We start from the raw sequence: 24,426 nt of genomic DNA on the forward strand, positions 1-24,426 counted from the left end.
GCCATCTCGATATTTCCTTTCAATTAACTCTGAACGGAACCACGCCATCACAGCTGTAGTTCTGATATTCTGGGTGCCCTGTCATTGCAAACGACAGCCTGTTGTTTGTGAGCTTCCCCGGCCAAGCGGCAACAACGCGTCGCGCCTGAGAGTGCCGCCGGAGCAAATCGAGCGGACTTAGCTTCAACTCCTGATCGAACAGGAGTTCGAGATTGTCCATGAGGAGTAGTCCTTCCCGCGAAAACTCATTCGCCAACCCTTTCAGAAGGTCGGCTGCTTGAAGGTGTCTCCTGGGGCTCGGGATTGTCAGCAGTTCTCGTCCGAGGGCAGCTCCAATGTTGAGGATGTGCAGCTGTCGACGTCCAGCCAGTTGGCGAAGCAAGTCGCTTTTCCCGGAATTTGGTGAGCCAATCAGTAGCAACAGTTTGCTGTTCACCACGGCAAGTTCGTCAACAACGCGTTCAAGTTTCTCGATCATTCGCCTACGCCATCGCTCTAACACGCCGCGACCATCTGCAATAAGTTTCCCTTTCCACCATCCACAACCCACTATGGTGAAGAGATTGCTTGCGACGAATGGGTGCAAATGGAAACAGCGGCGGTTGGATTTTTGAACTGCGTTACCAATGATTTAAATGTATCGAAATTGTATTTCAATTTTGTTTCTTCCAAGTGAACACTTGCGTTGAGATGTATGCGTACCATGCGTTGGTTAGGTAAAGATACAGCCCTACGAGTTAATTCACCACAGTTTATGAGACGGGGCAGGACCTTTACTTTCCAACTGCGAGCATCTGAATTCGGGCCGCCGTACGACCACGTAACCCACCTGATCAATCGAGCGAGAATTTTCGGCCAATAGGAGGACAAGTGGATTGGAATACTAAAAAGAAAGAAAAAAGTGCTAGCTTTAACAACCGTCGAATTGTTTGAAACCTCTATCTCCTTGTCCCTAGGCTTTCCATTTTTGATTCAAAATCAGCACCCGCGAACCGCAAAACACGGTGCCTCTGAAGAGCATTCCAAGAAGCAGTTCTACCTACTTACGTGAGAATGTCATTTAGTGCTCACTTCTTGCAAGTTAACAGATGGTATTTAGTTTGCAGCCCTTCGCCAACTTGAGGCGAGAATTCGTTCTTCGGAAATACAGATGGTTTAACTCAAAATAATCAAGCGTTTGGGCGGCTATGTGCTGATTTGCATGATCGTGCTTATGCTAGTCGGTTCAATCTTGAAAAAGAATCGACAAATTTCATGTCTCTAGCCAAAAAATGACTTTCCAAAGAAGCACACATTTCGACGAAGTGCTTCTTTTTCTATTGACGAAGTTGGCTCCCCATACACTTTGAGCTAACACTAGTTTTCGACCGCAAGTTCTTTAATTCGGTACCTCGCTTGGCCCTTCCATTTGCCAGACGTGAATTTACCTTCACGGGTCCACCCATTTGCTTTCAGAATGCCAGCAACTGCATTGCTATCCCTTCTCGAGCCGCAAGCTTTAGGGATCCCCAACCCCTTTGGGGTTTTCTCATCACCAGAATACAGAATATTCGGAATCGCCACCTCCGTCAGCTCAGAAACAAACGCCAAGACCTGCGAAGTCCAAGGATGATCCTCACCGCGCGAGTCACGTTCAACAACAAGGAGTTCCTCAGCTTCATTACTAAACTGCCACCAGTTTTCTCGAGCCGACATCGCTTCCTTCAGTAAAGTGGCGGCTTCTCCGATTAGTTGATCGCGATCTCTTTCAAGCCTTTCAACATTTACTGATTTTAAGCGAACTGGGAAAAACCGACAGTTGCCAGTTTCGTCTCTCAGATAGTCCTCCCGGTTTGTTGTTCCCCACAACATGCAACGTCTAGGTTCTTCAACTTCTTTTCGACCATATGGAGGGCGGTATTTTTCAACAGACCTAGACACGAAACTTTTTAGCTCGTCGATGTCCGCACGCTTGGTCGCGGAGAGTTCCGCAATCTCTATGATGAATTTACCACGAAGGTACCCGCTTACGTCTTTGTTGTGAATTGGAGGTAAGCTGTCCCCAAACCATTCTGATGAAAAGCATAGAGCTGCAACACCTCGAGATTTCCCAATGCTTTGCGGACCTTCCAGAATCGGCACCATCTTTTGAAATCCACCTGGATGAATTGCTCGAAGTACAAGCGTCATCATCGCGATCTTTCCCAACTCGCGCGTATAAGCATTGTTTATTTCTGCCTCAAAATAGTCTGTGAAAAGCTTCTCCAGTCGGTGCTCCCCATCCCACTTTGATTGGCACCGTTCAACCTCATTGAATAACGGGTCCACTCGGTTTTCCGCTGCCACCAGATCCATTGCATCAATAACAGCTTGCTTGGCGATTCTTGGCATCCCATTCGCCTGCAACCACTGTTGCGCCGCAACATAGTCGGTATCTTTGACGGGACGCATCGCACAAAACGCGTCACCACAATTGCTTCCAGGAATAGGCTTGGACAAAACACCCGTGTAGCGGAAAGTGTCAAACGCCAGAACGTTCTGCCATTGCGGATGCAAACGCATAAATGCTGCTGCATTGGCTGTGTTGGCAACAATCTGAGGCTTCTTAGCGTCTGTCCAGATTAGTGTGTCACACAATTCGTTGATCAGTTTCGACGTATTGTTCGGGTTCCCTTTTAGTTGCTGTCGAGTACTGACGTCAGCTTCTGGTACCACCTGTCCGAATACTGAAGTCCATTGCCCTGACTTAAGACCGTTACTGGATTCCAATGTCCAACCCTCCCAATTTTTGGCCGATTGCGCCGCGAAGAGATTTTTCGATTATTCTTTTCTTGGCATTGGATTGTACCATTACTTCACGGGTAGCACGCGCCGCGCATCGCATTGCTCCGCGCCAGACGCGCGGCGTTTCACCGTCGCGCGCCGCCGTTCCGAAGTTGAAATGAAACATCAAAGTTATCGCGATTTCTGAGAAAGTGAAACCGCGTCTAGCGAGCATGCCTGCAATCGACATATCCATTCCGCTCCGAGAAATATCAGTCAATTCGTTAGTGCTTCCTGCGAAGCGACTTTTGAGTCCTAAGTCCGCAACATTGTTTAGGGCATGCTCCAACTTCAGGCACAAAGACGTTTGGCAAACATGTTGGAGCACAGGTAAATCACTATCGCACAAGCGATCGTTCTTTCGAGCTTGATTGATTGCTTTCAGCTCGCGTAAAATGCTCAACGGCAGGTCAGCTGGGCTTGATGAATCAATTGTCTGATAGAGTCCAACAGTATCCGCCCAAACGATGAACCCTCCATCACTGCGAATGTCTAAACCGCGGAAATTTGGCGCTCGATTGCTCAGTACAACATTGTTTGGCTGCTTGAAGATCAAATGTCGCCCTCCAGACGCCGTCTTATGCGTACGTGTTCTCGGAACGCTATGCCTAAACAGCCAATTCTCTGTTTCAGCGTCGCTCTTGTAGTCATCTAAATCTATTGCAATCAGTCCCGATCGTTTGCCCATAGGAACACCAACAGCGTTCGCGCCCTGCCATGATACGCTCTGGGGTTCACCGTCCACGAGACTCCACTTAACCAGGGGCTGCTTTTGAATCGATTCGTTAGCGCCACCTAAGAGCCGCACTGGAAACACTGGAACTGAAAATCTGTTGTTTATTCTACACGCGAGCTCATAGGCATTAAGAGACTTAGACATTGTCTTCACCCAGAGTGTCCGCTTCGATTTCATTGTTTGAGGCCGAAGCAACTCTCTGATTTCGGGCATGCACTGTTTCTTCGTGAGAGTTTCCAGCTTTTGGGCTAGGTACCCGTCCTGAGGTATTATCTGACGTCGAATTTTGGCGATGTGAGTTCAGCCAATTCGTTAGATCAGAAATTGAATAAAGCACGCAACGTGCGCTCAGTTTTAAGTAGGTTGGTCCGATGCCATTAACACGCATCTTTTCAAGAGTGGAACGCGAAAGCCCCGTAAAACTGGCGGCTTGAGCGGTTTTTAGATAGGTGGTTTCGACATGTCCCATGACTGGATACCTTTGCTAAGTGTTGCAGATATCTCGTTATTGCTCCCAGGAATTGTAAAAACTACGAAATACTCTACCCCCTTTGTTTCGTACTCATTCGGAACTCTTCGCTTACTAGCTTTCCTCGGTCATACTGTAGTTCGACGGCGCGCAGCTCCCGGCCGTGTCTCTCTGCAAAAACTTTTTTCGCCGCGGTTGGGGAAAGCGGTTTTGATTCATCGCCATTGTTCGATGCCAATTTGCTTGACCTAATGATAGCATTGACGCTGACGTAAACATGATAATCGCGAAACGGCTTTTTACCTCCCGGGTGCCCTTGTCCTTTGGCTTTTTCGAGAACATCAATCAGTGCACGCCTAACATCTTGGTCGACTTCGCCTCCAAGCCGTAGATACTCGGCGAGATCCGATGGGGAGAGGTCCAGTAAGAATTGGGTCCATCTATCGATCTGCTGGTCAGCCACGAAAGCCAAGTACTCCTGTTCATCGCTCTTATTATTATCTGACATTTTATGAATTCACTGCTTGCCAAAACTTCGGTCGCGAATGAGTGGCTGACACCGCCTATTCAGTAGTGCCTATTTTCTAGATTCAATTGAACTTGGCGGTAAACAAGACTCATGCCATCGTTTATGGTTAGGTACTCTCTTTCCGTCGAAAAGACAAAACAGACTCTGCTCAACGAATTCAAACTAGAAGCTAAAAAGCTCTGGACCGGCAACAAAAGCATCAAAACAATCTTGAACTCCTTAGTGTCTAAACCGAACAGTCATGCATAACTCTGCTCGAGAACGGTAGGTTGTGAGCTTACGTCAACATCTGATTCCAATAGCCATACAACACCCACTTTAGCGGGCAGAAAGTGTGGCGGTTCTGGAACTATCGTTTGATCCTTGATGCAGTTTACATTTGGCATTACTCTAAAAAACAATTGTTTTTCATGAGGTTCGCATCGTGACCACACACGGAGGAAAACGAGAAGGAGCCGGTCGACCGAGAGGTTCGCGGATGCGTCGGAACGACGTTTTGGCAGATAAACTGCTGTCTTCTGGAAACTGCCCTGCAGAGGCGTTGGTACGTTTGGCAAACCAAGCTGAGATCGAAGGGGATCGGGCTCAAGCAATCCATGCATGGAAGGCCGTCCTACCCTATGTCTATGCGAAGCCTAAGCCCATCGAAAGTGAGCCAGAAAGGGCGTTAGAGCTTGCGGAACACTTACTTCGGATCCGCAACCACTTGAAGGAAGACGCGGCAGATCAGGGTTATCGGGCACAGCTGATCGCCAATATGGCCGGTCAAATCGAGAAAAAATAGAAAACCTAGTTGTTCACCACAGTTTCCATTAGCTGTCACAAGCAACAACGTTTTTCTCGACGTTGACATTTCCCTGCCCTGCTAGCGTTTCTTGCAGGTCAGGTCTCGTACTAATAGGAAGCAGCATTTGATGAGTTTTCTTCAATCGATTCTACGCAACTTTTTCGTATTTGTTCTGAGCTGGACGATCGCACAAACAGCTCAAGCTCAGAACGCGTCATATCCAGATTACCCAGTTGTTAAGTTTCCCGGTATAGAAGGTGCTGTTGCGATAATTGACTCGATCGATCATCGAACACCTTTGGGATTTGAAAGATTGCTTTCTAGAATTGACAATCCAACCGTGTTGATTCTGGACAGTCGAGGCGGTCTGGTTTCAAGCGCGCTGGCGATAGCCCACCGTGTTCACGCCCTTGGACTGACAACCTTTGTTCCTGAAGGACGCGGATGCTACTCCGCATGTGCACTAATCTTCTTCGCGGGCAAAACACGAAACGCGATTGGGGATCTTGGCGTTCATCAAATCAGCGCGGTGGGAAACAATGGGAACCTCCAATCAGGTCAAGTCACGCTTGCGGACATTTCCGACGCGTTGAACAAATTTGATGTCCCTCCAGAAGTTTTTTCAATCATGCTCAGAACCCCTCCTGAAGATATGTATATCTTCGACCAGGAGCAAAAAGCCCAGCTTGGCTTTCTTGGAACAGCAACATCCAGCGACTTTGATGTTGTTAAGCTTCCAAAGATTGCGACCCCGAGCATTGTCGGCAGCCAGGTCATTGAAAGCTATTTCACACTACTTAGCTCACGGGACAGAAGGAACTCTAGCGGTGCGCCGATAACTGCGATCGCAGGGATAATTCAACAAGATCGCGCAAATTATCACCGTTTTGGTAAGGCCGATCTGAGCGATCAAAGCGACACTACCTTTTCAACATTGGAGGCAAGACGTCAAATTCCACGATTGATGTCAAATGGGATTGTTTCGAATGGACTGGAAGGGCTTATCTTACGAGGCAATGTTTTGGTGCAAATTCAGATCATTGGCAGAAATGGCATACCTGAGGCGATTAATGTCTATCAAGCTGCCCAGTAGTCTTAAATCACTCTTATCAATAACTGCGCTGCTGATTTGTTCTCCTTTGTCGGTGGTTGCTGAAAACTGCGTTGTCCGTGACTTTCTCGAGCTACCTTTAACTCAAAGCATTGATCCAATGCAGACCGCGTTGGAAATTGCATACCCAGGTTTAAACCTTGATCCCACGAGGTCACTTGTAGAGTTTCCGGATGGAACGCGACTGAATTTCAGAGGAGCCCGAAGAGTTACTGCAGACAAGCGGCTCGAACATTCCACCCTGGGCGATCAATTTCACTACACTTATCCCTTAGGCTTCACACTCACCGAGCGCAAACAGCTATACTTTGATCCTGGCCGTATCCGTTGGGAACAGTTCTTTCGGAGCTTGTATTTTGAAACAAGGAACGAGGCTCGACGATCACTTTCTCGAGTGACTTATACTGGGACGTCCTCCCAAGCCGTTTTCAACGCTACTAAAAAGTACTGCGTCCACGTACAACTTCGTTCGGTGTTGGAGGAGATTGCCGCTTACGGCCCCGCAATGGACGTATATTTCGAGAAGTCAGGGGGAAGCTTTAATTGGCGCGTCATCGCGGGCACGAACCGCTTAAGCACACATAGCTTTGGAATAGCCGTCGATTTAAACACCCAACTAGGAAAATACTGGCGCTGGGATGGAGGCAAGCCCGGATCTGTCGGCCCTTTTGCCAATGAAATACCTTTCGAAATTGTTTCAGCGTTTGAGCGTCGCGGTTTTATTTGGGGAGGGAAGTGGTACCACTATGACGGCATGCATTTTGAGTATCGACCTGAGCTAATTCTATACTCACGCTTGATGGCTCAGAATGACCGTCGTCCGATTGTACATGCAATCCGCATGACTGATTAGGGCTTCGCACGCCATTGAGATTGCGCGATCAAATAAATCGACATCAACTTAGCAATCGGCGGGCGTCATTTGCATGGGCAAACTGCCAGTAGTCCAAAGACATTTTCAAAATTCATCTATTAATCTAACTGGATTGCTAATGCGCGAAGAAATGCACCAATACTTGCATTCAGATGTTCTTGCACTCAACCACCATGTCTAATTAGGAGAATGACCTTGAAAGCACAAAAACCCTCTATTGGTCGGCAAATTTGGTCATTTCCATGTTTTCCTAGTTTGACCTAGAGAGTACATTCCAGGCCCTCCATTACCACTTCTGCCTTTTTGTTTTGTGGCAACGGTCGGGCCCTTAAACCCGATCTTTCTTACCTTCTTTCCAATCGAGTTAGGATCGCACCCCAGCTTTATCAGCTGTACTTTTAGTTCATTTAGTTGTCGATAAAGGTCCGCCAGTTCTTCCTCCTTTTGGAGAGTAATTTCCCCGCGAGATAGCTGTTCGTTTAAGGCCTTTTGCCGAACCCGCTTGGAAAGATAATCTGACACGAGTAATTTTCGAAGCCGCCTTGCATTCGCTGGTTTTGGCATTTGCGGAGCTCCTTATCATTGGCCGAGTCCAACGCGAAAAAGCAGCTTCCTGGGACGCATAAGAGGCCAAACATACTCTAGGAAACTAATTTTTGTATGAATTCCCAAGAGTGTAGCGTCAAATTTCGCTTTTCGTCATCTTTTTTTCCAAAGCTTCCGCTTTTGGGGCAAGCCGCGAACGCCAACGCCACCTGATTGACCAAGACTCATGTGCATGCGACCATTCGAGCGTTTGAGCGACTTGTCGATGGTAGTTTCATCAAACAATTTTTTGGGGTCAGCTCCCATTTCAACAAGGCGTTCCCTTATTTCAGAGAGCTGATACGATAATTCATTGAGTTCATCCTGCTGTTCGTTCGAAAGCGCACCTTTGCTCATTTTTTTTGCAAGGGCGCGCTGCGTGCGCAAAACACGCACCATTTTCCGTACCAAGTACTCAGATTGCTCAGTTTTGCCTTTCAGTAATCTGATCCTTTGAGTGGAGTGATGGAACTCTGATACATCTCGCGGCCAGCGTCATTTAAGATTAATGAGCCGTTATTCAATGATGCAATATTGCTTCCAATTATGAGCATGGTTTGATCAACATAGACTGCGCGGCCTGAACGAGGTCACCATCTGCGTTTGCTCTTAAAAGAACTCTCAACGCAATTGTGCCATTCCATTTCAAAAGAATTTTGTCCTCTATTTCCAAAACACCAGTCAAACTCGTTTAACAAACTTGCTGAATAATCCCGAGCCCCGCAAGCCATCCAAGTTTCGTTTTCGTTTCCAGACGCGCCACGACATATCTCGTTGAGTATCTGGAAATCCCGTTTCAATTTTTCGATGAGCTCGTTGTTTGACGGCGATCCAACGGATGGTTGTGCGAAGACAAGCCATATCAATGTGATTGAAAAAAACGATCTCATCCGTCATCCAAATTAAAATCCATAAACGTTTAGCCTTCTAGCAGTAATTTAGAAAGTCCCTTACTGTGGCTACACCCCAGGCTCCCTGGATATGTTATGGAGAGTTCCTATCAAACACGGTCCCGTCAAATAAGACTGCCGGTTCAAAATAATTCCCTACCATGGATCGATCCGCAAACAAGCTCCGCACAACTTCAATTGCAAGAATTATATGTTCTGCCTTTGTTGGAAGACCAAACCGCTCAAGCAAACCTAAGTACACAGAAAATGCCCCACCTGCACCCATCTCGCTAAATTGAATAATATGCCTCCAGAGCGCTTAGTTCTTCCTTGCTGACTAGTTCTTTTTCGGCAATATCTGCGAGTTGCGTGGCAGCGCACGCAAATGTCGTCCACTTCGCTCCCTTTTCCATTGAGTGCCATCGATCTGAGATATTTTGCCTCCAATGATCCTGTGCAGCTTTGCTTAACAGATCGGGCTCGTTCAAGAAAATCAGTCTGCTGGCAAGCCAGCGAAGTCTTCGATCATTGAAAAGCTGGGAAACTTCCAACCGCTCGGTCCAAGTAGCCGACTGAAACTTCTCAAGAAGCTGCTTGTCCTCTGCTTGATAGAACGAGGAATATATCTGTTGTTCAACATGTTCAGGCTCGGCGCGATCTTGAAATCGTTGACCAAGCGCCAGGCCTAAAGCGTCGTGCAGATCACCAAGTGCTTTAAGGTGAGTTGCGCGTTGCAGAAGCTCGTCGTCCTCTAAGGGAACCTCAAACAGGCTTGGCGTATTATTTATAGCGATTGTTCTGACGGGCTTTGGAGACTTTTCGACGGCCATCGCCATGGCTTCAGTATCATTAGGATCCAAGCTTTTTGGATCCGACACTGCCAAGTCAAAAAAAGCCACGGAGTTTGGATTCTTTGGGTTTTGCCCGGCAAACGCGCCTATGTAGGCACGTGGAGGGGCTGCCCCAAACCTCTCGATTAGGGTTAGGGCACGACCTGTTCTTAACTTGCGTAGCACGTCGACTTTTGACCGGTTCTCAAGCGATTGCCTCCAGACTTCCGGCGCGCGATCGCGGATGAGTTTGGCGACATGTATTGTGGCCTCAACATCCGCGAGCGCATCATGAAAGTTATCGCTCACGTATCCATTTTCTGGCGCTAGCCGATCTAGCTTGAAGACTGGTTTTCGCGTTTCATCGATGGGCCAACTGAGAGCGTCATTTGCCAGCACCCAAGTTGCGTAAACCAGCTTCATAACGTCCAAGCGGTCGTTCCCGTTAATCTGTGTTTGATACAAGTTTGGACTGAGATTCTGGTAGAACATTTGCCGCAACATCTGCTCATCAAAAGCTATGCTGTTGTAGCCGACCCACGTCGCGGGTCCCCAGCGTTGAATCAAACTCTGAATTTCCTGAGAAAACTCAAATGCGCTTGGAAGTTTGGGGTCGCTGAGCGCCTCAGGGGCGACCCCTGTAACTGCAAGCGCCATCGGTGCCGGTAAAATATGCGCGGACAGACGACATCGAATGTCGACCCGATCCAATTCCTTCAAATTTTCATCAACCAGAATGCCTGCAAATTGCAGCGGCTGATCAAAGGCAGGAGACGTCCCAGACGTTTCTAAATCGTAAAAGACAAACATCTTTAGCAAATCCATTTTCCATCGACACTACCGGAATTCGCGCAAAGGCAAAATTCACATTCAGGCCACAAGGCACTATGAAGGGGGAGCCTCGTCTTAAGGTTTGAGGCAACATTTTCGATGCTGCGCACGCAACGGCATGCGCAGCATCTTCAGATTCAGCTATTTTCTGCTAGTCGAATTATCCGCTGAATGAGGATTGCAACGTCTCGATCAAAGGCCGGATATGTGGCGGATAATCGTTGATGTCGCCGTCTTCTGTGATTTTACCAACATTGCCAGCGCTCTGCAGCGCGGAGACGTTCTCATCTGTTACAGCATTATAACCGTCCATCCAGTCAGGAATGCAAATTGCAACCTTGCAAATGTCTGGCCAATCATTGTGCTCCCAAAAGTTGGCGTACTTGCGCATGAACTCATGCGAAGCGTAGTCCTGATAGGCTTCTTCATCAACGACCGAAAGGCCAACCGAGGAACCAAAGTCATTTGACGATTGAAACGCCAACGCACCGGACAAGTCGTGGGTACCCATTTCAACGACGGAAGATGCGTCAACGCCGAAAGCTGTTGCAGCAGTTGCTGCGCCTACAACGAGTGCCGCGGTTGCTGCCACGAGAATTTTCTTTTTGGTGAACATGTTGTTCTCCCTCATTATTTCTTTGATACTAAGTATCTGAAACGGCGCTCAGGTTTTCTAAGTGCCTGCGTTGAATTTGTGCTTTTTGCAGGCCCTCCGCACCCCACAAGGAATTTTTTCTCAACACGACAAAATGAGGAGTGGGCTTGTTTCCGTGGTTTGATGAGGTCAATGTTACAAGGGTTAATCGAATTTCCTACGTGAGCTGAATATGCCTCAAGTGTTTGTCTTCTTTTTGTGCTTTTTGATTTCCTTGGCATCGCTCGTAAATGCGAGAGCTAAATGCACGTTTCCCGCCGAGGCGATCGATCCCGAGTCTTGGTTAGATAGTTCTAAAGTAGATCCAATTACCTGTATGTTAAGCAATACCGGTCACGCAAACGATTGCGGTAATCAGGACCAGTTGGACCCAGATCGCGTAGTGACCTTCTTTGAGATTTTCAACGAGCTGGTGGAAGACGAAGTATTCGACAGCTGCCATGTCTCGATAATGTGGCTAAGGCACATGGGTGATATAACTTGGACTGAGCAGATGCAGATGGCACCAACAGGCCGAACAGCCTCAGACATAAAACAAAATGAGATCCGCAAAATTATGCGCGATGCTTTGAATTAGATTTGTACGCGGTAGAAACAACTATCGCGACAATTCTCATTTCTTTTTCAAATCTTTAGACTGATACATGGTTTCGCGATCAACTATTTTCAGCCGCAAATTTAGCGTTTCGGCTGCGTTCAATTCTTGATCCGAAGATGCCGTTTCGTTGAATCTTGGTCTCGTGCAAAGTAATTTTTGAAAATGGAATCGAAAGCCAAATCAACGAAAACGCGAGCTAGTGAAATCTATTGGGAACTTCCATTGTTCCAATGCTGTATGTTTCCCAAAGGGGCTGACAGCTATATTTCCAAGGACATTGACGTTGGCGTTTTCTCCGAAGCTCACCCTCATATTAACTGGAAGTCGCTTAATCCAAATTTGAGACTTTTCCACTGGCGGCTTTTGCTGATCCAGAATCTTGGCGCGAAAGAACTCGCCACATCTCGACATATAATCTGGAAAACTCCTCCTTCGCTGTTCCCATTGGTCAAATGCTTCGAAAAGTCTTGGGATTTTACTTCTGACTTCGTTGAAATGAGTTTGCCAGAAACTCTCAATCGTATCCGCAGCGACGCGATGACAATTGGCGAAAATGCCGACATTGCGCATGACAGATATGTAGTCGCGGCGGCTGCGCTCACAGCGCATCTTGACCAAGCGCTGAACGAGGCACACGACATTCACGTCGAAAATGAAACTGATCAAGAGGTTTTAGAAACCATGCCCACCTACATTTGGGAGTGCCTTCCAAACGAAGCACTTGCGGAAATCTACAAAAATCAATCTGCTAAACATATTAAAAACAGTACGCTATAGATGTCGGTCTTTTTAACGTACTTTTGGGTCAGATTCAGATTTTTGAGTACGCTTTAAAAAAACGGAGACAGTTGTGACCAACGCACATTCTCAAACCTCAGCGGGAGCCCGTGAAGCAAGAGAACTGGAAAGCCATTTGGGTTAGCTTGAGAGCTTTACAGGTACCGCACTTGCAGTTTTAGCCGTAGCTTAGGGGATTTACACGTATTGCAAGGGTAAGGCGAAGATTGCGAAACGCAAAAGCTGAACAGTTCGACTACATACGCCCCTTCGGACAAAGTCGAACCATGACATAGGGCACCCAGCCAACCATTGTCATTTCAGTTCCCAGAGGTGTACGTTTCCTCTTAAACAACCATTGCTAGGTGTCGCCGACGAAACGGCCAAGCACTTCAATCGAATTGGAATTTACGCGTGGAAATCTTAGACCCAAGAGCCGCCAACCTAGCGCCAGAAACGCTCAACCTAATTGAAGAAGTCGCGCAAACTGTTAAGGAACTTGATCAGAACCGACCCTTCGGTGCGGAGGTCGATGCTCGTCTCGGCAAGGAGTTTCTACCGGACAGAATTACGGCGAGCTTAAACATTGAGGGGATTTCAATTTCTCGGAGGCAAACCCTCTTGATGATGGATGCAATGACTCTCACCGAGAACAGCTCCAAAGCCGAGGCTGAGATTTTCAATGCGCTCAAGGCAGATGAACTGGTCTTTGATCTAGCGAAAGACAAGCATCCGCTGACGGCCAATATCGTTCGTGAAATCAACCAATACCTCCAAAACGGAATTTTAGACGCCGCCGGTACGTTTCGCGAGAAGGAAGTGGAGATCACGGGCGCAGCATTTCAACCGCCATCCCCGAACGAAGTTCCTCGACTCATTGGTGAAATGTGTTCGACGTACAACCAGCTAGAGGCTGTTTATCCAGTGCTCCGCGCGGCATGGCTTCACGCTACATTTACGAGGATACACCCGTTTGAAGACGGAAACGGTCGTACCGGTCGCCTTCTTCAAGATTTTTCACTCTTGACCGATGGGCTTTACCCAACTGGAATTCCATCTTCACGTAGGGATGACTACTATGATGCGCTGGAGAAAGCAGATGAAGGGGACTGGAATCCTCTATGTCAGATGATCTGCGAATTCGAACTTAAAATTCTATCTAGAGTTAAGTCCATTTTGGACGAAGTGCAGTCAAGAGGGGATTTCATCTCCTCACTCGCCAGACGAGCAACGGACAAGAAAACTGGAGGTTTGCACAAACAGTATATTGTTTGGAAGCAAAGGATGCAGAACTTTGCAGATCAAGTCGTTGCAACTAGCGAGGAACTGAACTCCTCGTCGGATGTGCTTCACATCCGCTCGGAGAAGTTTGAGGTTGTCGATTTTAAGAAATGGAGAGAGATAAGCGAAACTGGGAAATCGTCAAATACGTGGCTCCTTAAGCAAACTTGGTTTTCGGAGGGAGAGGCTTTTTTCAGGACTATTTTCTTCTTTCGGCGTCACAATTTTCGCCCGGAAGATGTGCATTCAAGAGACGACCTGTATGGCACGGTTTCGCTTCAACTAACCGGTGGCAAACCTGATTTCGGAACGCGATACGATTTTGATCGTTTTTCTGATGACGAAATCCGGTTCAGGGAAATGATCTTTGTTGATGATGCTTTGCACGCCTACACTTCGACGGGGGAGAAGCGTGCAGGTCGGTTCGGTGACGAAGAAATCTGGGAATGCAACCAAGTGGCAGACAAGTCAAAACTGATACAAGGCATATTCGAAGACATATTTGTTAAAAAACTTGGCCTCTAGCATCCCAGAGCTTCTTGTCCTCGACAGAAATGTTGCAGACCTTCTCAAAACCACACCCTGACACACGGATTCTGGGTGTCTTACGATGTCTGCATGAAACAGATGCTGACAACCAAATCACTCGATGCGATGACGCCGGCGACCACAAAACGTTACGAGGTGCGCGACCAGAAAGTAAACGGCCTGCATGTGCGTGTGTCGACCACAGGTGCAAAGGTGTTCTACACGATGGTGCGCCCGAACGGCTAGAGTGAAATCACGTGTTCTTCCCACATTTTCAGCGCCCTACGCCTTTCATCGAGATATCCATATCGGTTGTAGACTGCCGCAACACCACTGAGTGAGCCCGATTTGTGGTTCAGCAGTGCGTCGGCCACGTGAGGTGCAATGCCCAATCGCGCCATACCCGTTGTAGCCGTTCTACGAAGATCATGAATCGTCCAATGCGGAATTGGCTGGTTGTTTTCTTCGTGGTCGTTGTGCTGGGAATGAATGGACGACGATAGGGCGTCTAAGCGCCTTTTGATTTTCGATTGCGACGCCAATGGGGTTTTCCCGTTTGTGGTAAATACATACCTTGAGTCCCCTATTCTGGGGATTTTGCCCAAAACTTCGAATAGTAATTCTGAAAGCGGTACTTCATGTGCTCTACCGTTTTTGGTTTTTTCGCCGGGGATTTTCCACAGCCGCATGTTTCGATCAATCTCTGACCACTCCATACTAAGCACTTCATTTTTCCGCTGAGCTGTCAGCAATAGAACTCTAAAGGCACATTCCCACAGAAGGGGTAGTGATCCAGTTGCCGACCAAATTGCTGCGACTTCCGAGTCGCTTAGAACTCTTTCTCGAACGCTGGTACCCGCAGGTGGCTTCATTCCAGCACAAGGGTTCGATTGAAGAAAACCTTGTTCAACACACCAATTAAAAAAACGCCGTGTATGTGAAAATGTTCTCTGCGCTCCCACGGGTGCTCGTTCGGTCATCGCATCAATTAAAACAGCTACATCCCGTTTCGTGACATCCAACAAGCGCTTCTTTCCAATGCGTGGGGCTACATCTTTCTGCAAAGTGCGCTCGGTCTCTCGCCAACTCTTTTGGTGATGCTTTGCATAGCGTTCAATGAAGTGACCTATGAAATGTGCAACCGTTTCGGCATCGTCATTTCGCGATGACTGGCGATCTGCACTTGGATCATTTCCTTTTACGACCTCTGCCAGAACCTCAATCGCTCGTTTCCTAGCTGCAGTTGGCGTCCAAGGTGAACCATGTGTTCCGATTGTATAGCGACGTTTAGGAGCGTTTCGACCACCCGCGCCTGGGCGATACTCTACAACATAGCTTTTGCGTCCAGTCGGCCGAACACGTAATCCAAACCCTCGTATTTCAGTGTCCCAGACCCATACTTCACGTGTCGATGCTTCCGTTTTGTCAACCAAGGTTTTAGTGATTTTCGCCTGCATTTTTTGCCAATTCGTCTAGTTTTTGGAAGCCACCGAGTAGCCACCAACTTAGCCTGGAAGCCACATGGAAGCCACGCCTTTTGCAAGACATGAAAGCAAGATGTGACTTAAATCACTGTTTTTTATTATTTTTATGCCAAAATATGCGACACGAGCCAAAACTAGAAAAGCTAAGTACTTTAACTTTTAATCAGTGGGTCATAGGTTCGAATCCTATACGGCTCACCACTTCCTCCCCAAGACATCGAAATCGTTCGCGGATTTGATCCGTCTTGGGGGCGCGTGCGCGCTTTCTCTGTTTGTTTGATCCCGCCATTTGGCAACAAAAAAACCGCGAGAAACTTACGTTCCTCGCGGTTGTGATTTTGTCGCTGTATCCGGCTTAACCGCCGAAGTCATCCAGCATGATGTCTTCGCGATCCACACCCAATTCCAAGAGCATATTGATCACGGATTGGTTCATGATGGGCGGGCCACACATATAGTATTCGCAGTCCTCTGGGTTCGGGTGGTCCTTGAGGTATTCGTCGTGCAGAACGTTGTGGATAAATCCGGTCAAGCCGCCCCAATCGTCCTCTGGCAGAGCATCCGACAGCGCCACGTGCCATTCAAAGTTGTCAAACTCTTCGGCCAGCTGGTCGAAGTCCTCGACAAAGAACATCTCTTTCTTGGAACGCGCGCCGTACCAGAAGGTGATCTTGCGGTCGCGGTTCTCAAGACGCTTGAGCTGATCGAAGATGTGGCTGCGCATCGGCGCCATACCGGCACCACCCCCGACAAACACCATCTCTTTTTGCGTCTCGCGGGCAAAGAATTCACCGAACGGACCAGAGATCGTCACCTTGTCACCAGGCTTGAGGTTAAAGATGAAGGACGACATTTGACCCGCAGGAATGCCGGTCGACCCCGGAGGTGGGCTGGCCACACGCACGTTCAGCATGATTAGGCCTTTTTCGTCCGGATAGTTCGCCATGGAATAGGCGCGCTCAATCGGTTCGGCCACGGTGGAGTCATACTGCCACAGGTTAAACTTGTCCCAGTCCTCGCGGTACTCTTCGCCGATGTCGAAATCAGTGTACTTGAGCTGGTGCGCAGGGGCCTCGATCTGAATATAGCCACCGGCACGGAAGTTCACGTCTTCGCCTTCGGGCAATTCCAGAACCAGGTTCTTAATAAAGGTCGCCACGTTGTCGTTAGACTTAACGATGCATTCCCATTTCTTGACGCCAAAGACCTCTTCGGGGACTTCGACTTCCATGTCTTGCTTGACCGCCACCTGACAGGACAGACGGTCGCCACAAGCCGCTTCACGCTTGGTGATGTGGCCTTCCTCGGTCGGCAGAATAGACCCGCCGCCAGAGTGGATTTTCACACGACATTGCGCGCAGGTCCCGCCGCCGCCACAGGCAGACGGCACGAAGAGTTTCTGTTCTGCGAGCGTCTGCAAAAGCTTGCCGCCAGCCGGAACCGAAATGGTCTTTTCGCCGTTGATGGTGATGTTGACGTTGCCCGAGGACACCAGCCGCGAGCGCGCGGCCAGAATGATCGTCACCAGCGCCAGAACGATGAGGGTAAAGAGAAAAATGCCGAGGCCAAATGTTGCCATGATCAGATTTCCTTACAGTTTGACGCCAGAGAAGGACATGAAGGCCATCGCCATCAGACCTGCGGTGATGAAGGTGATGCCAAGGCCCTGCAGACCGTCTGGAATGTCGGAATACTTCAGCTTTTCGCGCACACCCGCCATTGCGGTGATCGCCAGCGCCCAGCCAAAGCCAGAGGACAAGCCGTAGGTCACGGATTCCCCAAAGTTATAGCCCCGCTCGACCATGAACAAAGAGCCACCCAGGATCGCACAGTTCACTGTGATCAGTGGCAGGAAGACACCCAGCGCGTTGTAGAGCGGCGGGAAGTATTTATCCAAAACCATCTCAAGGATCTGAACCAAAGCCGCGATCACTCCGATGTAAGAGATCAGGCCGAGGAAGGTCAGGTCTACGTCCGGGAAACCGGCCCAAGCCAATGCGCCGGGCGACAGCAGATGCGTCAGGATCAGGTTATTGGCCGGCACGGTGATCGCCTGAACGATCATCACGGAAATGCCCAGACCGATGGCTGTCGAGATCTTTTTGGATACCGCGATAAAGGTACACATGCCCAAGAAGAACGAGAGCGCGAGGTTCTCAACAAAGATCGCTTTGACGGCGAGAGAGAGATAGGCTTCCATCAGTGGGCCTCCACCGTTTGGATTTTATATTCACGCTCTTCGACCTGCTCAGGCTTCCATGCGCGGAAGGCCCAGATAATCAGACCGATGATAAAGAACGCGGACGGCGGCAGAAGCAGCAGGCCGTTTGGCACATACCAGCCACCGTTGTTCACGGTTTCCAGAATGGTCACGCCAAAGAGGTTACCAGAACCAAAGAGTTCGCGGATTACGCCGACCAGCATCAGGATCAGGCCATAACCCAGTCCGTTGCCAACGCCGTCGATGAAACTGTCAATCGGCGGGTTCTTCATGGCGAAAGCTTCGGCGCGGCCCATCACGATACAGTTGGTGATGATGAGGCCAACGAAAACCGACAGGGTTTTCGAGATCTCAAAGGCGAAGGCCTTGAGCATCTGGTCCACCAGAATAACGAGGGAGGCGATCACGACCATCTGCACGATGATCCGAATGGACCCCGGAATTTGGTTGCGGATCATCGAGATGAACATAGACGAAAACGCCGTCACAAAGGTCACCGCGATGGACATCACGAAAGCCACCTGCAGCGAGGACGTCACCGCGAGGGCGGAACAAATCCCCAGAACCTGAAGCGTGATCGGGTTGTTGTCGACCAACGGGTCGATCAGCATTTCTCTGCGTTTATGCGCCATTAGATGCCCCCTGCTTTGAGGTTGTCTAGGAAAGGTTGATACCCTGTTTCGCCCATCCAGAAGTTCACAAGGTTGTGCACCCCAACGGTGGTCAGCGTCGCACCGGCCAGAGCATCGATGTGATAGTCAGCGCCGGCGGCGGGCACCGCTTTGGTCACGCTGATCTGCAGCTCACCGTTCTCGTCGGCCAGTTTCTTACCGTTCCACAAGGCTTTCCAACGTGGGTTGTCGACCTCTGCACCCAGACCCGGGGTCTCGGCGTGTTCATAGAACTGCAGACCAAAGATGTCGTTGCCGTTCTCTTCCAGAGCAATAAAGCCATAGAGCGTGGACCACAGGCCATAGCCGTGCAGCGGCAGGATCACCTTGTCGATCTCGCCCGCGTCATCGCGCAGCAGATAAACAGTCACGAATTTGCCCTGACGGCCGATGCCCGCTGGGTCGTCGTCCAGCGCAACCGAAGTCGCCGGATCGTCGGCCGCGTCGCGGTCGTCGAATGTTGCGACGTCAAACTGGTCGGTGAACTCTCCGGTTGCCAGTTCCAGGATCTGCGGCTCAAAGGCTGCGAAGGATTCCAGCACGTCTTTGTTCGGGTCATAGATCCCCGCGACCTGCAGAATGTTGATCTGCTTGTCTTTCAGAGCGTTCACGGCCTGCGTCGGGCGCAGGGCCACGGCGGCAGCGGATACGATCATCGAGGCAACCAGACAGACCGACACCGCGATAAAGATCGTCTTTGGCACGGAATCCGGCGGCAAAGCGAGGAAGCGGCCAATCGCGCCCTTAGGCTTTTGGTCTTCAGACATTGCGACGTGCCCTCCGCTTGATGTTGGCTTGGACGACGAAATAGTCGATCAGCGGCGCGAATACGTTGCCAAAGAGGATCGCGAGCATCATGCCTTCTGGGAAGGCCGGGTTGATGACGCGGATCATGACAACCATGAAGCCGATCAAAGCGCCATAGATATAGCGGCCCATATTGGTGTGCGCGCCGGACACCGGCTCGGTGACCATAAAGACCAGACCAAAGGCATAGCCGCCCAGCACGAGGTGCCAATACCAAGGCATCGCGAACATTGGGTTGGTGTCAGAGCCGATCCAGTTGAGTAGCAGCGAGAAACCGATCATGCCCGCCAGACAGCCCACAACCATACGGTAGTTCGCAATGCGTGTCGCCAAAAGGAAGATCAGACCAAGGATACAGGCCAGCGTCGATGTTTCGCCCATCGAGCCCGGCACAAAGCCATAGAAGCTGGACCACCAGTCCATGCCCCGCGCGGCCAGCGCTTCGTAGCCTTCAGAGGCAGACACCGCCAATGCGGTCGCGCCGGTGAAACCATCGACCGGAACCCAGACAGAGTCGCCCGACAGCTGCGCTGGATAGGCGAAATACAGGAAGGCACGGCCTGTCAAAGCAGGGTTCAAGAAGTTTTTGCCTGTGCCGCCAAAGACTTCTTTGCCGATCACCACACCAAAGATGATACCCAAAGCCACCTGCCACAGAGGCGTCGTCGCCGGAACAATCAGCGCATAAAGCATTGAAGACACGAGGAAACCTTCGTTGACTTCGTGCTTGCGCACAGTCGCGAAGATCACTTCGAAAATACCACCCGCAACCAGCGTCACGATGTAGATCGGCAGGAAGTAGAGAAGCCCGTGCAGCATATTCGCCAGCGGGTTTGCAGCGTTAAAGCCGATGCCCAGCGTCTCGATAATCGCCGCGCGCCAGCCGGACGCGCCAAACTCTGCAATCGCGAGGTTCGTCTGGTAGCCTGTATTGTAAAGCGCCATCAAGATACAAGGGATCGTCGCCATGACCACATAGGTCATGATCCGCTTCATATCGATGTAGGAACGCGCATGTGGCGCGACTGTTGTCACCGTCTTTGGCGTATAGAGGAAGCTTTCGACCATCTCGTAAATGGGGAAATACTTCTCCCATTTGCCGCCCTTTTCAAAGTTCGGCTCGATCCGATCAAAGAAGTTACGTAGACCCACGGTTTACCCCTCTTTCTCGATCTTAGTCAGACAGTCGCGCAGCGCCAGCCCGTATTCATATTTCGCAGGGCAGGCAAAGCCGACGAGACCAAGGTCTTCTTCGTCAAGCTCCATCGCACCCAAGAGTTGCGCCTGATCGGTGTCCATCACCAACATCGCCCGCAACAACTGTGTCGGCAGGAAGTCCTGCGGCATCAGCGCTTCGAATGTGCCCAGAGGCACCATCGCGCGGCGACCCCCATTCAGGTTGCTGGTCAGCGGGAACTTGCGACCCGACAGCGCCGACCCAAGCACCGGCTGCACCGCGTATTTCGCGAACATCGGACGGATCCAGCCCATTGGGATCTGTTTCTTGTCTTCTTCGATCAGGGTGATCTGACGCGCGTAACGACCCAGATAGGCGCTGGGCCCCTCGCCCGCGCGACCGCTGAGAACAGAGCCCGAGATCATGCGCACTGGTATGTCTGGCAGATCATTGCCCGCAACTTCCACCATGGAGGCACCGGCGACAGTGCGCACCAGACGAGGGTTCGCACAGACCGGACCGGCCAGTGAAATCACGCGCGTTCCGTCGTAGTTGCCAGTGATCAGCAATTGGCCGATGGCAATCACGTCCTGATAGCCGATGGTCCAAACAGGATTTTCCGGATCAAGCTTGTGCAGGAAATGGATATGCGTGCCAGCAAGGCCTGCCGGGTGCGGGCCAGAAAAAGCCGCAGCCTCGACACCTGCGATATCGCCGCCTGGGACTGACGCGCCATCTTCAAAGCAAAGGAAGGTCGCGCCGTCGGTCAAAGCGGTGATTGCCTCAAGACCTTTGGTGAAGGCATCCGCCGCCTCGCCAATGATCTGCGCTGCATCCGCGGCCAGAGGTTCGCTGTCCATTGCGGTGACGAAAATCGCCGCCGGACGCGTCGCCGGGGAGGGCACTTTCGAATAGGGGCGCGCGCGGAAGGAGGTCCAGAGACCGGCTGTACATAGACGTTCGGTTAGGCCTTCGGCGGTTGAGATGTCGCCAACCTTCGAGAAATCGACGGGGTCTGCCGCGCCATCCTGAACTTCGATTTCAACGCTGATCAGCTTACGACGCGCCCCGCGATTGATCGCTTTCACGCGACCCGCGACCGGGGAAACGACGTTCACCTCAGGCAGATCTTTGTCATGAAGAATAGGGGCACCGACGCCGACCACATCTCCTTCGGCAACGAGGATACGTGGCTTGAGGCCAATGTAGTCATCACCAAGGAGTCCAACTGTGCTGCTTTGGGGAGCAACCTGAATGTCTGGGCTTGGTGCGCCAAGGATGGGCACGTCCAGACCTTTTCTGAGCTTAAAGCGCTTCAAAGTTCGAACCTCTAACAGAATTTGACAGGCATATGCGACATGCGGGCTCTGGTTGAAAGCAGAAAATTATGTCTCTGACTTAACTTTTTCAGTTGTAAAGGGCATGAATGTCGTTGAAAAGCCGTCCCGACACACCGTTTTGGCTTCGTTGTCCCATATAAGGAAGTGCTTTCTTGACCGATATGACCGCGTTATCCCGCCGCTCTTTTATCCTCATGTCCGTAGCTTTGGCTGCCTGCAAACCTGGTGCAAAAACCCTTGATTTCTCGGGCCTTACCATGGGTACGAGCTATAACGTCGTGGCGGTCGATCCGACCCGTAAGGTCAATGAAGCAGAGGCGAAAGCACAGATCGAATCGGCCTTGGCGCTGGTGAACAAACAGATGTCGAACTGGGACTCGACCTCGGAAATTTCACGCTTCAATGCCAAAACTGACCTTGGTTCCATGGGTATTTCTGCGGATCTCGCGAAAGTTATGCGCGCCGCCGAAGACGTGCATGTCGCAAGCGAAGGTCGCTTTGATACCACGATGGGGCCGCTGATCGAGCTCTGGGGCTTTGGCGCAAATGGCGCGAAACACATGGCATCTGATGCCGAGATCGCGGCCGCTCAGGCACGTTCCGGTCACGGTGCGACCCTGAACGTTGGCGCAAATACGCTGCAGAAACGCCGCTCTGACGCGCAGGTTTACCTGTCCGCAATCGGCAAGGGCTATGGCGCAGACCAAGTGGGTCGTGCGCTCGAGAGCCTCGGTATCACCGACTATATGGTTGAGATCGGCGGCGACCTGTATGCCTCCGGCATGAACCCAGCCGGCACCCCTTGGCAGATCGGCATCGAGAAACCGGCGGCTCTGTCCGGCGGAGTTCTGGATGTTGTTGGCGTCTCTGGCTACGGCCTCGCCTCCTCTGGTGACTATCGCAACTATTTCGAGCAGGACGGCGAGCGTTTCTCCCACCTGATCGATCCAGTGACCGGCCGTCCGATCACGCACAAAACCGCATCCGCAACAGTTTTGGCAGAAAATGCCATGCTGGCTGATGCATGGGCGACAGCAATGCTTATATTGGGTCGTGAGAAGGGTCTTGAGATCGCAAAAGCGCACGACTTGGCGGTTCTCTTCGTGGAGCGTGACCCATCTTCGACGGAATTGCGGTTCAAGACCGAAGCAAGCGACAGCTTCAAGGCTCTGACCGCCTAAGCACGCGCAAAGGACGCAAGTAGAATGGAAACCTTCCTTCTCACTTTTGTACTTTTGATCCTGATCACGCTGGGCATGTCGCTTGGTGTGATTCTGATGAACAAGCGCATCAAAGGCAGCTGCGGCGGCCTGAATGCCATTGCGGACGCGGACCAATGCCTCGTCTGCAACAAAGAGATCGATCCGAATAGCCCGCTGCGTGAACGTCTGGCTTGCCCACGTGCCCGCAAAATGATGGAACGCGCGGGTCTGGACGCTGACGGCGCTTAGGTGCCTGTTTGAAGCGGCGTAAACGCAAGAAACAAAAGCGCTGCAGCCGTAAAGACCCCAAAAATCCATAGCTGCCAGCGCGGCCCTTCGGCCTTCCAGACACGTCGATATTGGTATCCTGACAAACAAGCCAAAACGAAGATCACCGTGGCGATGGCCGGGGTCAGCTGAACTGTAAGCAATTTTCTCTCCGCATTTTGGGAACTTGGGTTATGCTTGAGGTCCAAGTGAATAACAACCATTGCGAAGAGTATCTTACCCTATGCCAGCATCCTACCAGGCCCCTATGCGCAAAGATCAGTCCAAATCCAAGACGCAAAGCCAATCTGCCGCCACCAATGTGCAAAGCAATGCGGCGAGCGTTGCGCAGATTTTGAAAGGCAAGGGTGAGGATGTGTTCTCGATCAAACCATCGGCAACTCTCGGAGAGGCCGTGCAGGTTCTGCGCGACAAACGGATTGGTGCGCTGATCGTCACGGATGATGCTGGAGATCTCTGCGGGATCCTGTCGGAACGCGATATCGTGCGCAAACTGGCGGATACGCCGGGTCAGACCCTGCCGCAATCAGTCAACGATGTGATGACATCTAAAGTGGAAACCTGTGGGCCTGATGAAGCCTTGGTGTCTGTTCTAAAGCGAATGACCGCCGGTCGCTTCCGCCACATGCCGGTTCTTGCGAATGGAAAACTGAAAGGCATGGTCACAATTGGGGATGTTGTGAACTTCCGCCTAACGGAACTTGAGCACGAGGCGTTACAGTTGAAGCAGTTGATAGTTGGGTAGGCGATCGATAGCGTGCGGTGCTGCCTTGGTTTAGCGTCACTTATCGTTTTACTTAGATGGTAATTTTTGGTTTTGTGCGCAGGCTTTGGCCCTTCGACCTTGAGGGTGTGAGCCTGCGGAGGTTACGCCGTTAATCGATTGATCTGGATGATCACTTGTATTCTGAAGGTGTTGTGTATTTTTTATTCGACCTGGTTGCGGGAGTAGG

Annotated in this window: 27 protein-coding genes; 10 read left to right on the top strand and 17 right to left on the bottom strand. The window is 50.5% G+C overall.

Annotated features, from left to right (window positions below; genetic code table 11):
- Nucleotides 1-19: 19 nt before the first annotated feature.
- From brxF to WG622_RS11405, 5 genes are all read right to left on the bottom strand, one after another.
- Entirely contained in the window at nt 20-478 is a 459-nt protein-coding gene (brxF, locus tag WG622_RS11385) for a BREX-3 system P-loop-containing protein BrxF (RefSeq protein WP_339403688.1), read from the bottom strand.
- 878 nt (nt 479-1,356) lie between these two features.
- Nucleotides 1,357-2,748, bottom strand: a complete 1,392-nt coding sequence (locus WG622_RS11390; RefSeq protein ID WP_339403689.1) for a VapE domain-containing protein — start codon at nt 2,746-2,748, stop codon at nt 1,357-1,359.
- Complete coding sequence (locus WG622_RS11395) at nt 2,735-3,682, bottom strand: bifunctional DNA primase/polymerase (protein WP_339403690.1); 948 nt, start codon at nt 3,680-3,682, stop codon at nt 2,735-2,737. The genes WG622_RS11390 and WG622_RS11395 overlap by 14 nt, the downstream gene beginning before the upstream one ends.
- Complete coding sequence (locus WG622_RS11400) at nt 3,675-4,007, bottom strand: helix-turn-helix transcriptional regulator (RefSeq protein WP_339403691.1); 333 nt, start codon at nt 4,005-4,007, stop codon at nt 3,675-3,677. The genes WG622_RS11395 and WG622_RS11400 overlap by 8 nt, the downstream gene beginning before the upstream one ends.
- Before the next feature lie 73 nt (nt 4,008-4,080).
- The gene (locus tag WG622_RS11405) at nt 4,081-4,515 is read right to left on the bottom strand and encodes a hypothetical protein (RefSeq protein ID WP_339403692.1); all 435 of its coding nucleotides are present in this window, start codon (nt 4,513-4,515) and stop codon (nt 4,081-4,083) included.
- Between the two features lie 499 nt (nt 4,516-5,014).
- Here WG622_RS11405 and WG622_RS11410 point away from each other — a divergent pair, with 499 nt between their 5' ends.
- From WG622_RS11410 to WG622_RS11420, 3 genes are all read left to right on the top strand, one after another.
- Nucleotides 5,015-5,320, top strand: coding sequence for a hypothetical protein (locus tag WG622_RS11410; RefSeq protein WP_339403693.1), 306 nt, complete (start codon nt 5,015-5,017; stop codon nt 5,318-5,320).
- A gap of 130 nt (nt 5,321-5,450) precedes the next feature.
- Nucleotides 5,451-6,416 carry a COG3904 family protein gene (locus tag WG622_RS11415; RefSeq protein WP_339403694.1) on the top strand — a complete coding sequence of 322 codons (966 nt, stop codon included), beginning with the start codon at nt 5,451-5,453 and terminating at the stop codon, nt 6,414-6,416.
- Nucleotides 6,394-7,287, top strand: coding sequence for a M15 family metallopeptidase (locus tag WG622_RS11420; RefSeq protein ID WP_339403695.1), 894 nt, complete (start codon nt 6,394-6,396; stop codon nt 7,285-7,287). The genes WG622_RS11415 and WG622_RS11420 overlap by 23 nt, the downstream gene beginning before the upstream one ends.
- Before the next feature lie 255 nt (nt 7,288-7,542).
- Here WG622_RS11420 and WG622_RS11425 read toward each other — a convergent pair whose 3' ends face one another.
- The 4 genes from WG622_RS11425 to WG622_RS11440 all read right to left on the bottom strand — a co-directional run bounded on the left by WG622_RS11425 (nt 7,543) and on the right by WG622_RS11440 (nt 11,060).
- Nucleotides 7,543-7,872: a hypothetical protein gene (locus tag WG622_RS11425; RefSeq protein ID WP_339403696.1), complete on the bottom strand. Its 330-nt coding sequence runs from the start codon at nt 7,870-7,872 to the stop codon at nt 7,543-7,545.
- Between the two features lie 135 nt (nt 7,873-8,007).
- Entirely contained in the window at nt 8,008-8,292 is a 285-nt protein-coding gene (locus WG622_RS11430) for a hypothetical protein (RefSeq protein ID WP_339403697.1), read from the bottom strand.
- A 781-nt stretch (nt 8,293-9,073) separates the two neighbouring features.
- A complete protein-coding gene (locus tag WG622_RS11435; protein WP_339403698.1) occupies nt 9,074-10,438 on the bottom strand; it encodes an exonuclease domain-containing protein in 1,365 nt (454 codons plus the stop codon).
- Nucleotides 10,439-10,604: 166 nt separating this feature from the next.
- The gene (locus WG622_RS11440) at nt 10,605-11,060 is read right to left on the bottom strand and encodes a hypothetical protein (RefSeq protein ID WP_339403699.1); all 456 of its coding nucleotides are present in this window, start codon (nt 11,058-11,060) and stop codon (nt 10,605-10,607) included.
- Between the two features lie 211 nt (nt 11,061-11,271).
- On the opposite strand from WG622_RS11440, the gene WG622_RS11445 reads away from it, so the two are divergent.
- From WG622_RS11445 to WG622_RS11460, 4 genes are all read left to right on the top strand, one after another.
- Complete coding sequence (locus WG622_RS11445; protein WP_339403700.1) at nt 11,272-11,676, top strand: hypothetical protein; 405 nt, start codon at nt 11,272-11,274, stop codon at nt 11,674-11,676.
- A gap of 183 nt (nt 11,677-11,859) precedes the next feature.
- Entirely contained in the window at nt 11,860-12,474 is a 615-nt protein-coding gene (locus WG622_RS11450; RefSeq protein ID WP_339403701.1) for a hypothetical protein, read from the top strand.
- A gap of 414 nt (nt 12,475-12,888) precedes the next feature.
- The gene (locus WG622_RS11455; protein WP_339403702.1) at nt 12,889-14,280 is read left to right on the top strand and encodes a Fic family protein; all 1,392 of its coding nucleotides are present in this window, start codon (nt 12,889-12,891) and stop codon (nt 14,278-14,280) included.
- Between the two features lie 93 nt (nt 14,281-14,373).
- On the top strand, nt 14,374-14,529 hold the full coding sequence (locus WG622_RS11460; protein WP_339403703.1) for a hypothetical protein: 156 nt from the start codon (nt 14,374-14,376) through the stop codon (nt 14,527-14,529).
- On the opposite strand, the gene WG622_RS11465 is transcribed toward WG622_RS11460, so the two are convergent.
- The 7 genes from WG622_RS11465 to WG622_RS11495 all read right to left on the bottom strand — a co-directional run bounded on the left by WG622_RS11465 (nt 14,526) and on the right by WG622_RS11495 (nt 21,962).
- A complete protein-coding gene (locus WG622_RS11465) occupies nt 14,526-15,740 on the bottom strand; it encodes a tyrosine-type recombinase/integrase (protein ID WP_339403704.1) in 1,215 nt (404 codons plus the stop codon). The two genes, WG622_RS11460 and WG622_RS11465, sit on opposite strands and share 4 nt — an antisense overlap.
- 382 nt (nt 15,741-16,122) lie before the next feature.
- Nucleotides 16,123-17,346, bottom strand: coding sequence for an NADH:ubiquinone reductase (Na(+)-transporting) subunit F (gene nqrF / locus WG622_RS11470; RefSeq protein ID WP_339403705.1), 1,224 nt, complete (start codon nt 17,344-17,346; stop codon nt 16,123-16,125).
- 12 nt (nt 17,347-17,358) lie between these two features.
- On the bottom strand, nt 17,359-17,967 hold the full coding sequence (nqrE, locus tag WG622_RS11475) for an NADH:ubiquinone reductase (Na(+)-transporting) subunit E (protein WP_339403706.1): 609 nt from the start codon (nt 17,965-17,967) through the stop codon (nt 17,359-17,361).
- Complete coding sequence (locus tag WG622_RS11480) at nt 17,967-18,620, bottom strand: NADH:ubiquinone reductase (Na(+)-transporting) subunit D (RefSeq protein WP_339403707.1); 654 nt, start codon at nt 18,618-18,620, stop codon at nt 17,967-17,969. The genes nqrE and WG622_RS11480 overlap by 1 nt, the downstream gene beginning before the upstream one ends.
- Nucleotides 18,620-19,426 carry a Na(+)-translocating NADH-quinone reductase subunit C gene (locus WG622_RS11485; RefSeq protein ID WP_339403708.1) on the bottom strand — a complete coding sequence of 269 codons (807 nt, stop codon included), beginning with the start codon at nt 19,424-19,426 and terminating at the stop codon, nt 18,620-18,622. Before WG622_RS11485 ends, WG622_RS11480 begins: the two co-directional genes overlap by 1 nt.
- Nucleotides 19,419-20,618: an NADH:ubiquinone reductase (Na(+)-transporting) subunit B gene (locus tag WG622_RS11490; protein ID WP_339403709.1), complete on the bottom strand. Its 1,200-nt coding sequence runs from the start codon at nt 20,616-20,618 to the stop codon at nt 19,419-19,421. Before WG622_RS11490 ends, WG622_RS11485 begins: the two co-directional genes overlap by 8 nt.
- Nucleotides 20,619-20,621: 3 nt before the next feature.
- On the bottom strand, nt 20,622-21,962 hold the full coding sequence (locus WG622_RS11495; protein WP_339403710.1) for a Na(+)-translocating NADH-quinone reductase subunit A: 1,341 nt from the start codon (nt 21,960-21,962) through the stop codon (nt 20,622-20,624).
- Between the two features lie 182 nt (nt 21,963-22,144).
- On the opposite strand from WG622_RS11495, the gene WG622_RS11500 reads away from it, so the two are divergent.
- Together WG622_RS11500 and nqrM are read left to right on the top strand one after the other, a co-directional pair.
- Nucleotides 22,145-23,164, top strand: a complete 1,020-nt coding sequence (locus tag WG622_RS11500) for an FAD:protein FMN transferase (RefSeq protein ID WP_339403720.1) — start codon at nt 22,145-22,147, stop codon at nt 23,162-23,164.
- A 24-nt stretch (nt 23,165-23,188) separates the two neighbouring features.
- Entirely contained in the window at nt 23,189-23,434 is a 246-nt protein-coding gene (gene nqrM, locus WG622_RS11505; RefSeq protein ID WP_209355138.1) for a (Na+)-NQR maturation NqrM, read from the top strand.
- Here nqrM and WG622_RS11510 read toward each other — a convergent pair.
- A complete protein-coding gene (locus WG622_RS11510; RefSeq protein WP_438839165.1) occupies nt 23,431-23,676 on the bottom strand; it encodes a hypothetical protein in 246 nt (81 codons plus the stop codon). The two genes, nqrM and WG622_RS11510, sit on opposite strands and share 4 nt — an antisense overlap.
- 20 nt (nt 23,677-23,696) lie before the next feature.
- Here WG622_RS11510 and WG622_RS11515 point away from each other — a divergent pair, with 20 nt between their 5' ends.
- On the top strand, nt 23,697-24,218 hold the full coding sequence (locus WG622_RS11515; protein WP_339403711.1) for a CBS domain-containing protein: 522 nt from the start codon (nt 23,697-23,699) through the stop codon (nt 24,216-24,218).
- Nucleotides 24,219-24,426 lie beyond the last annotated feature (208 nt).

Origin of the sequence: Cognatishimia coralii, from assembly GCF_037478305.1 — a bacterium.
In the GTDB taxonomy this organism is placed as follows: domain Bacteria; phylum Pseudomonadota; class Alphaproteobacteria; order Rhodobacterales; family Rhodobacteraceae; genus Cognatishimia; species Cognatishimia coralii.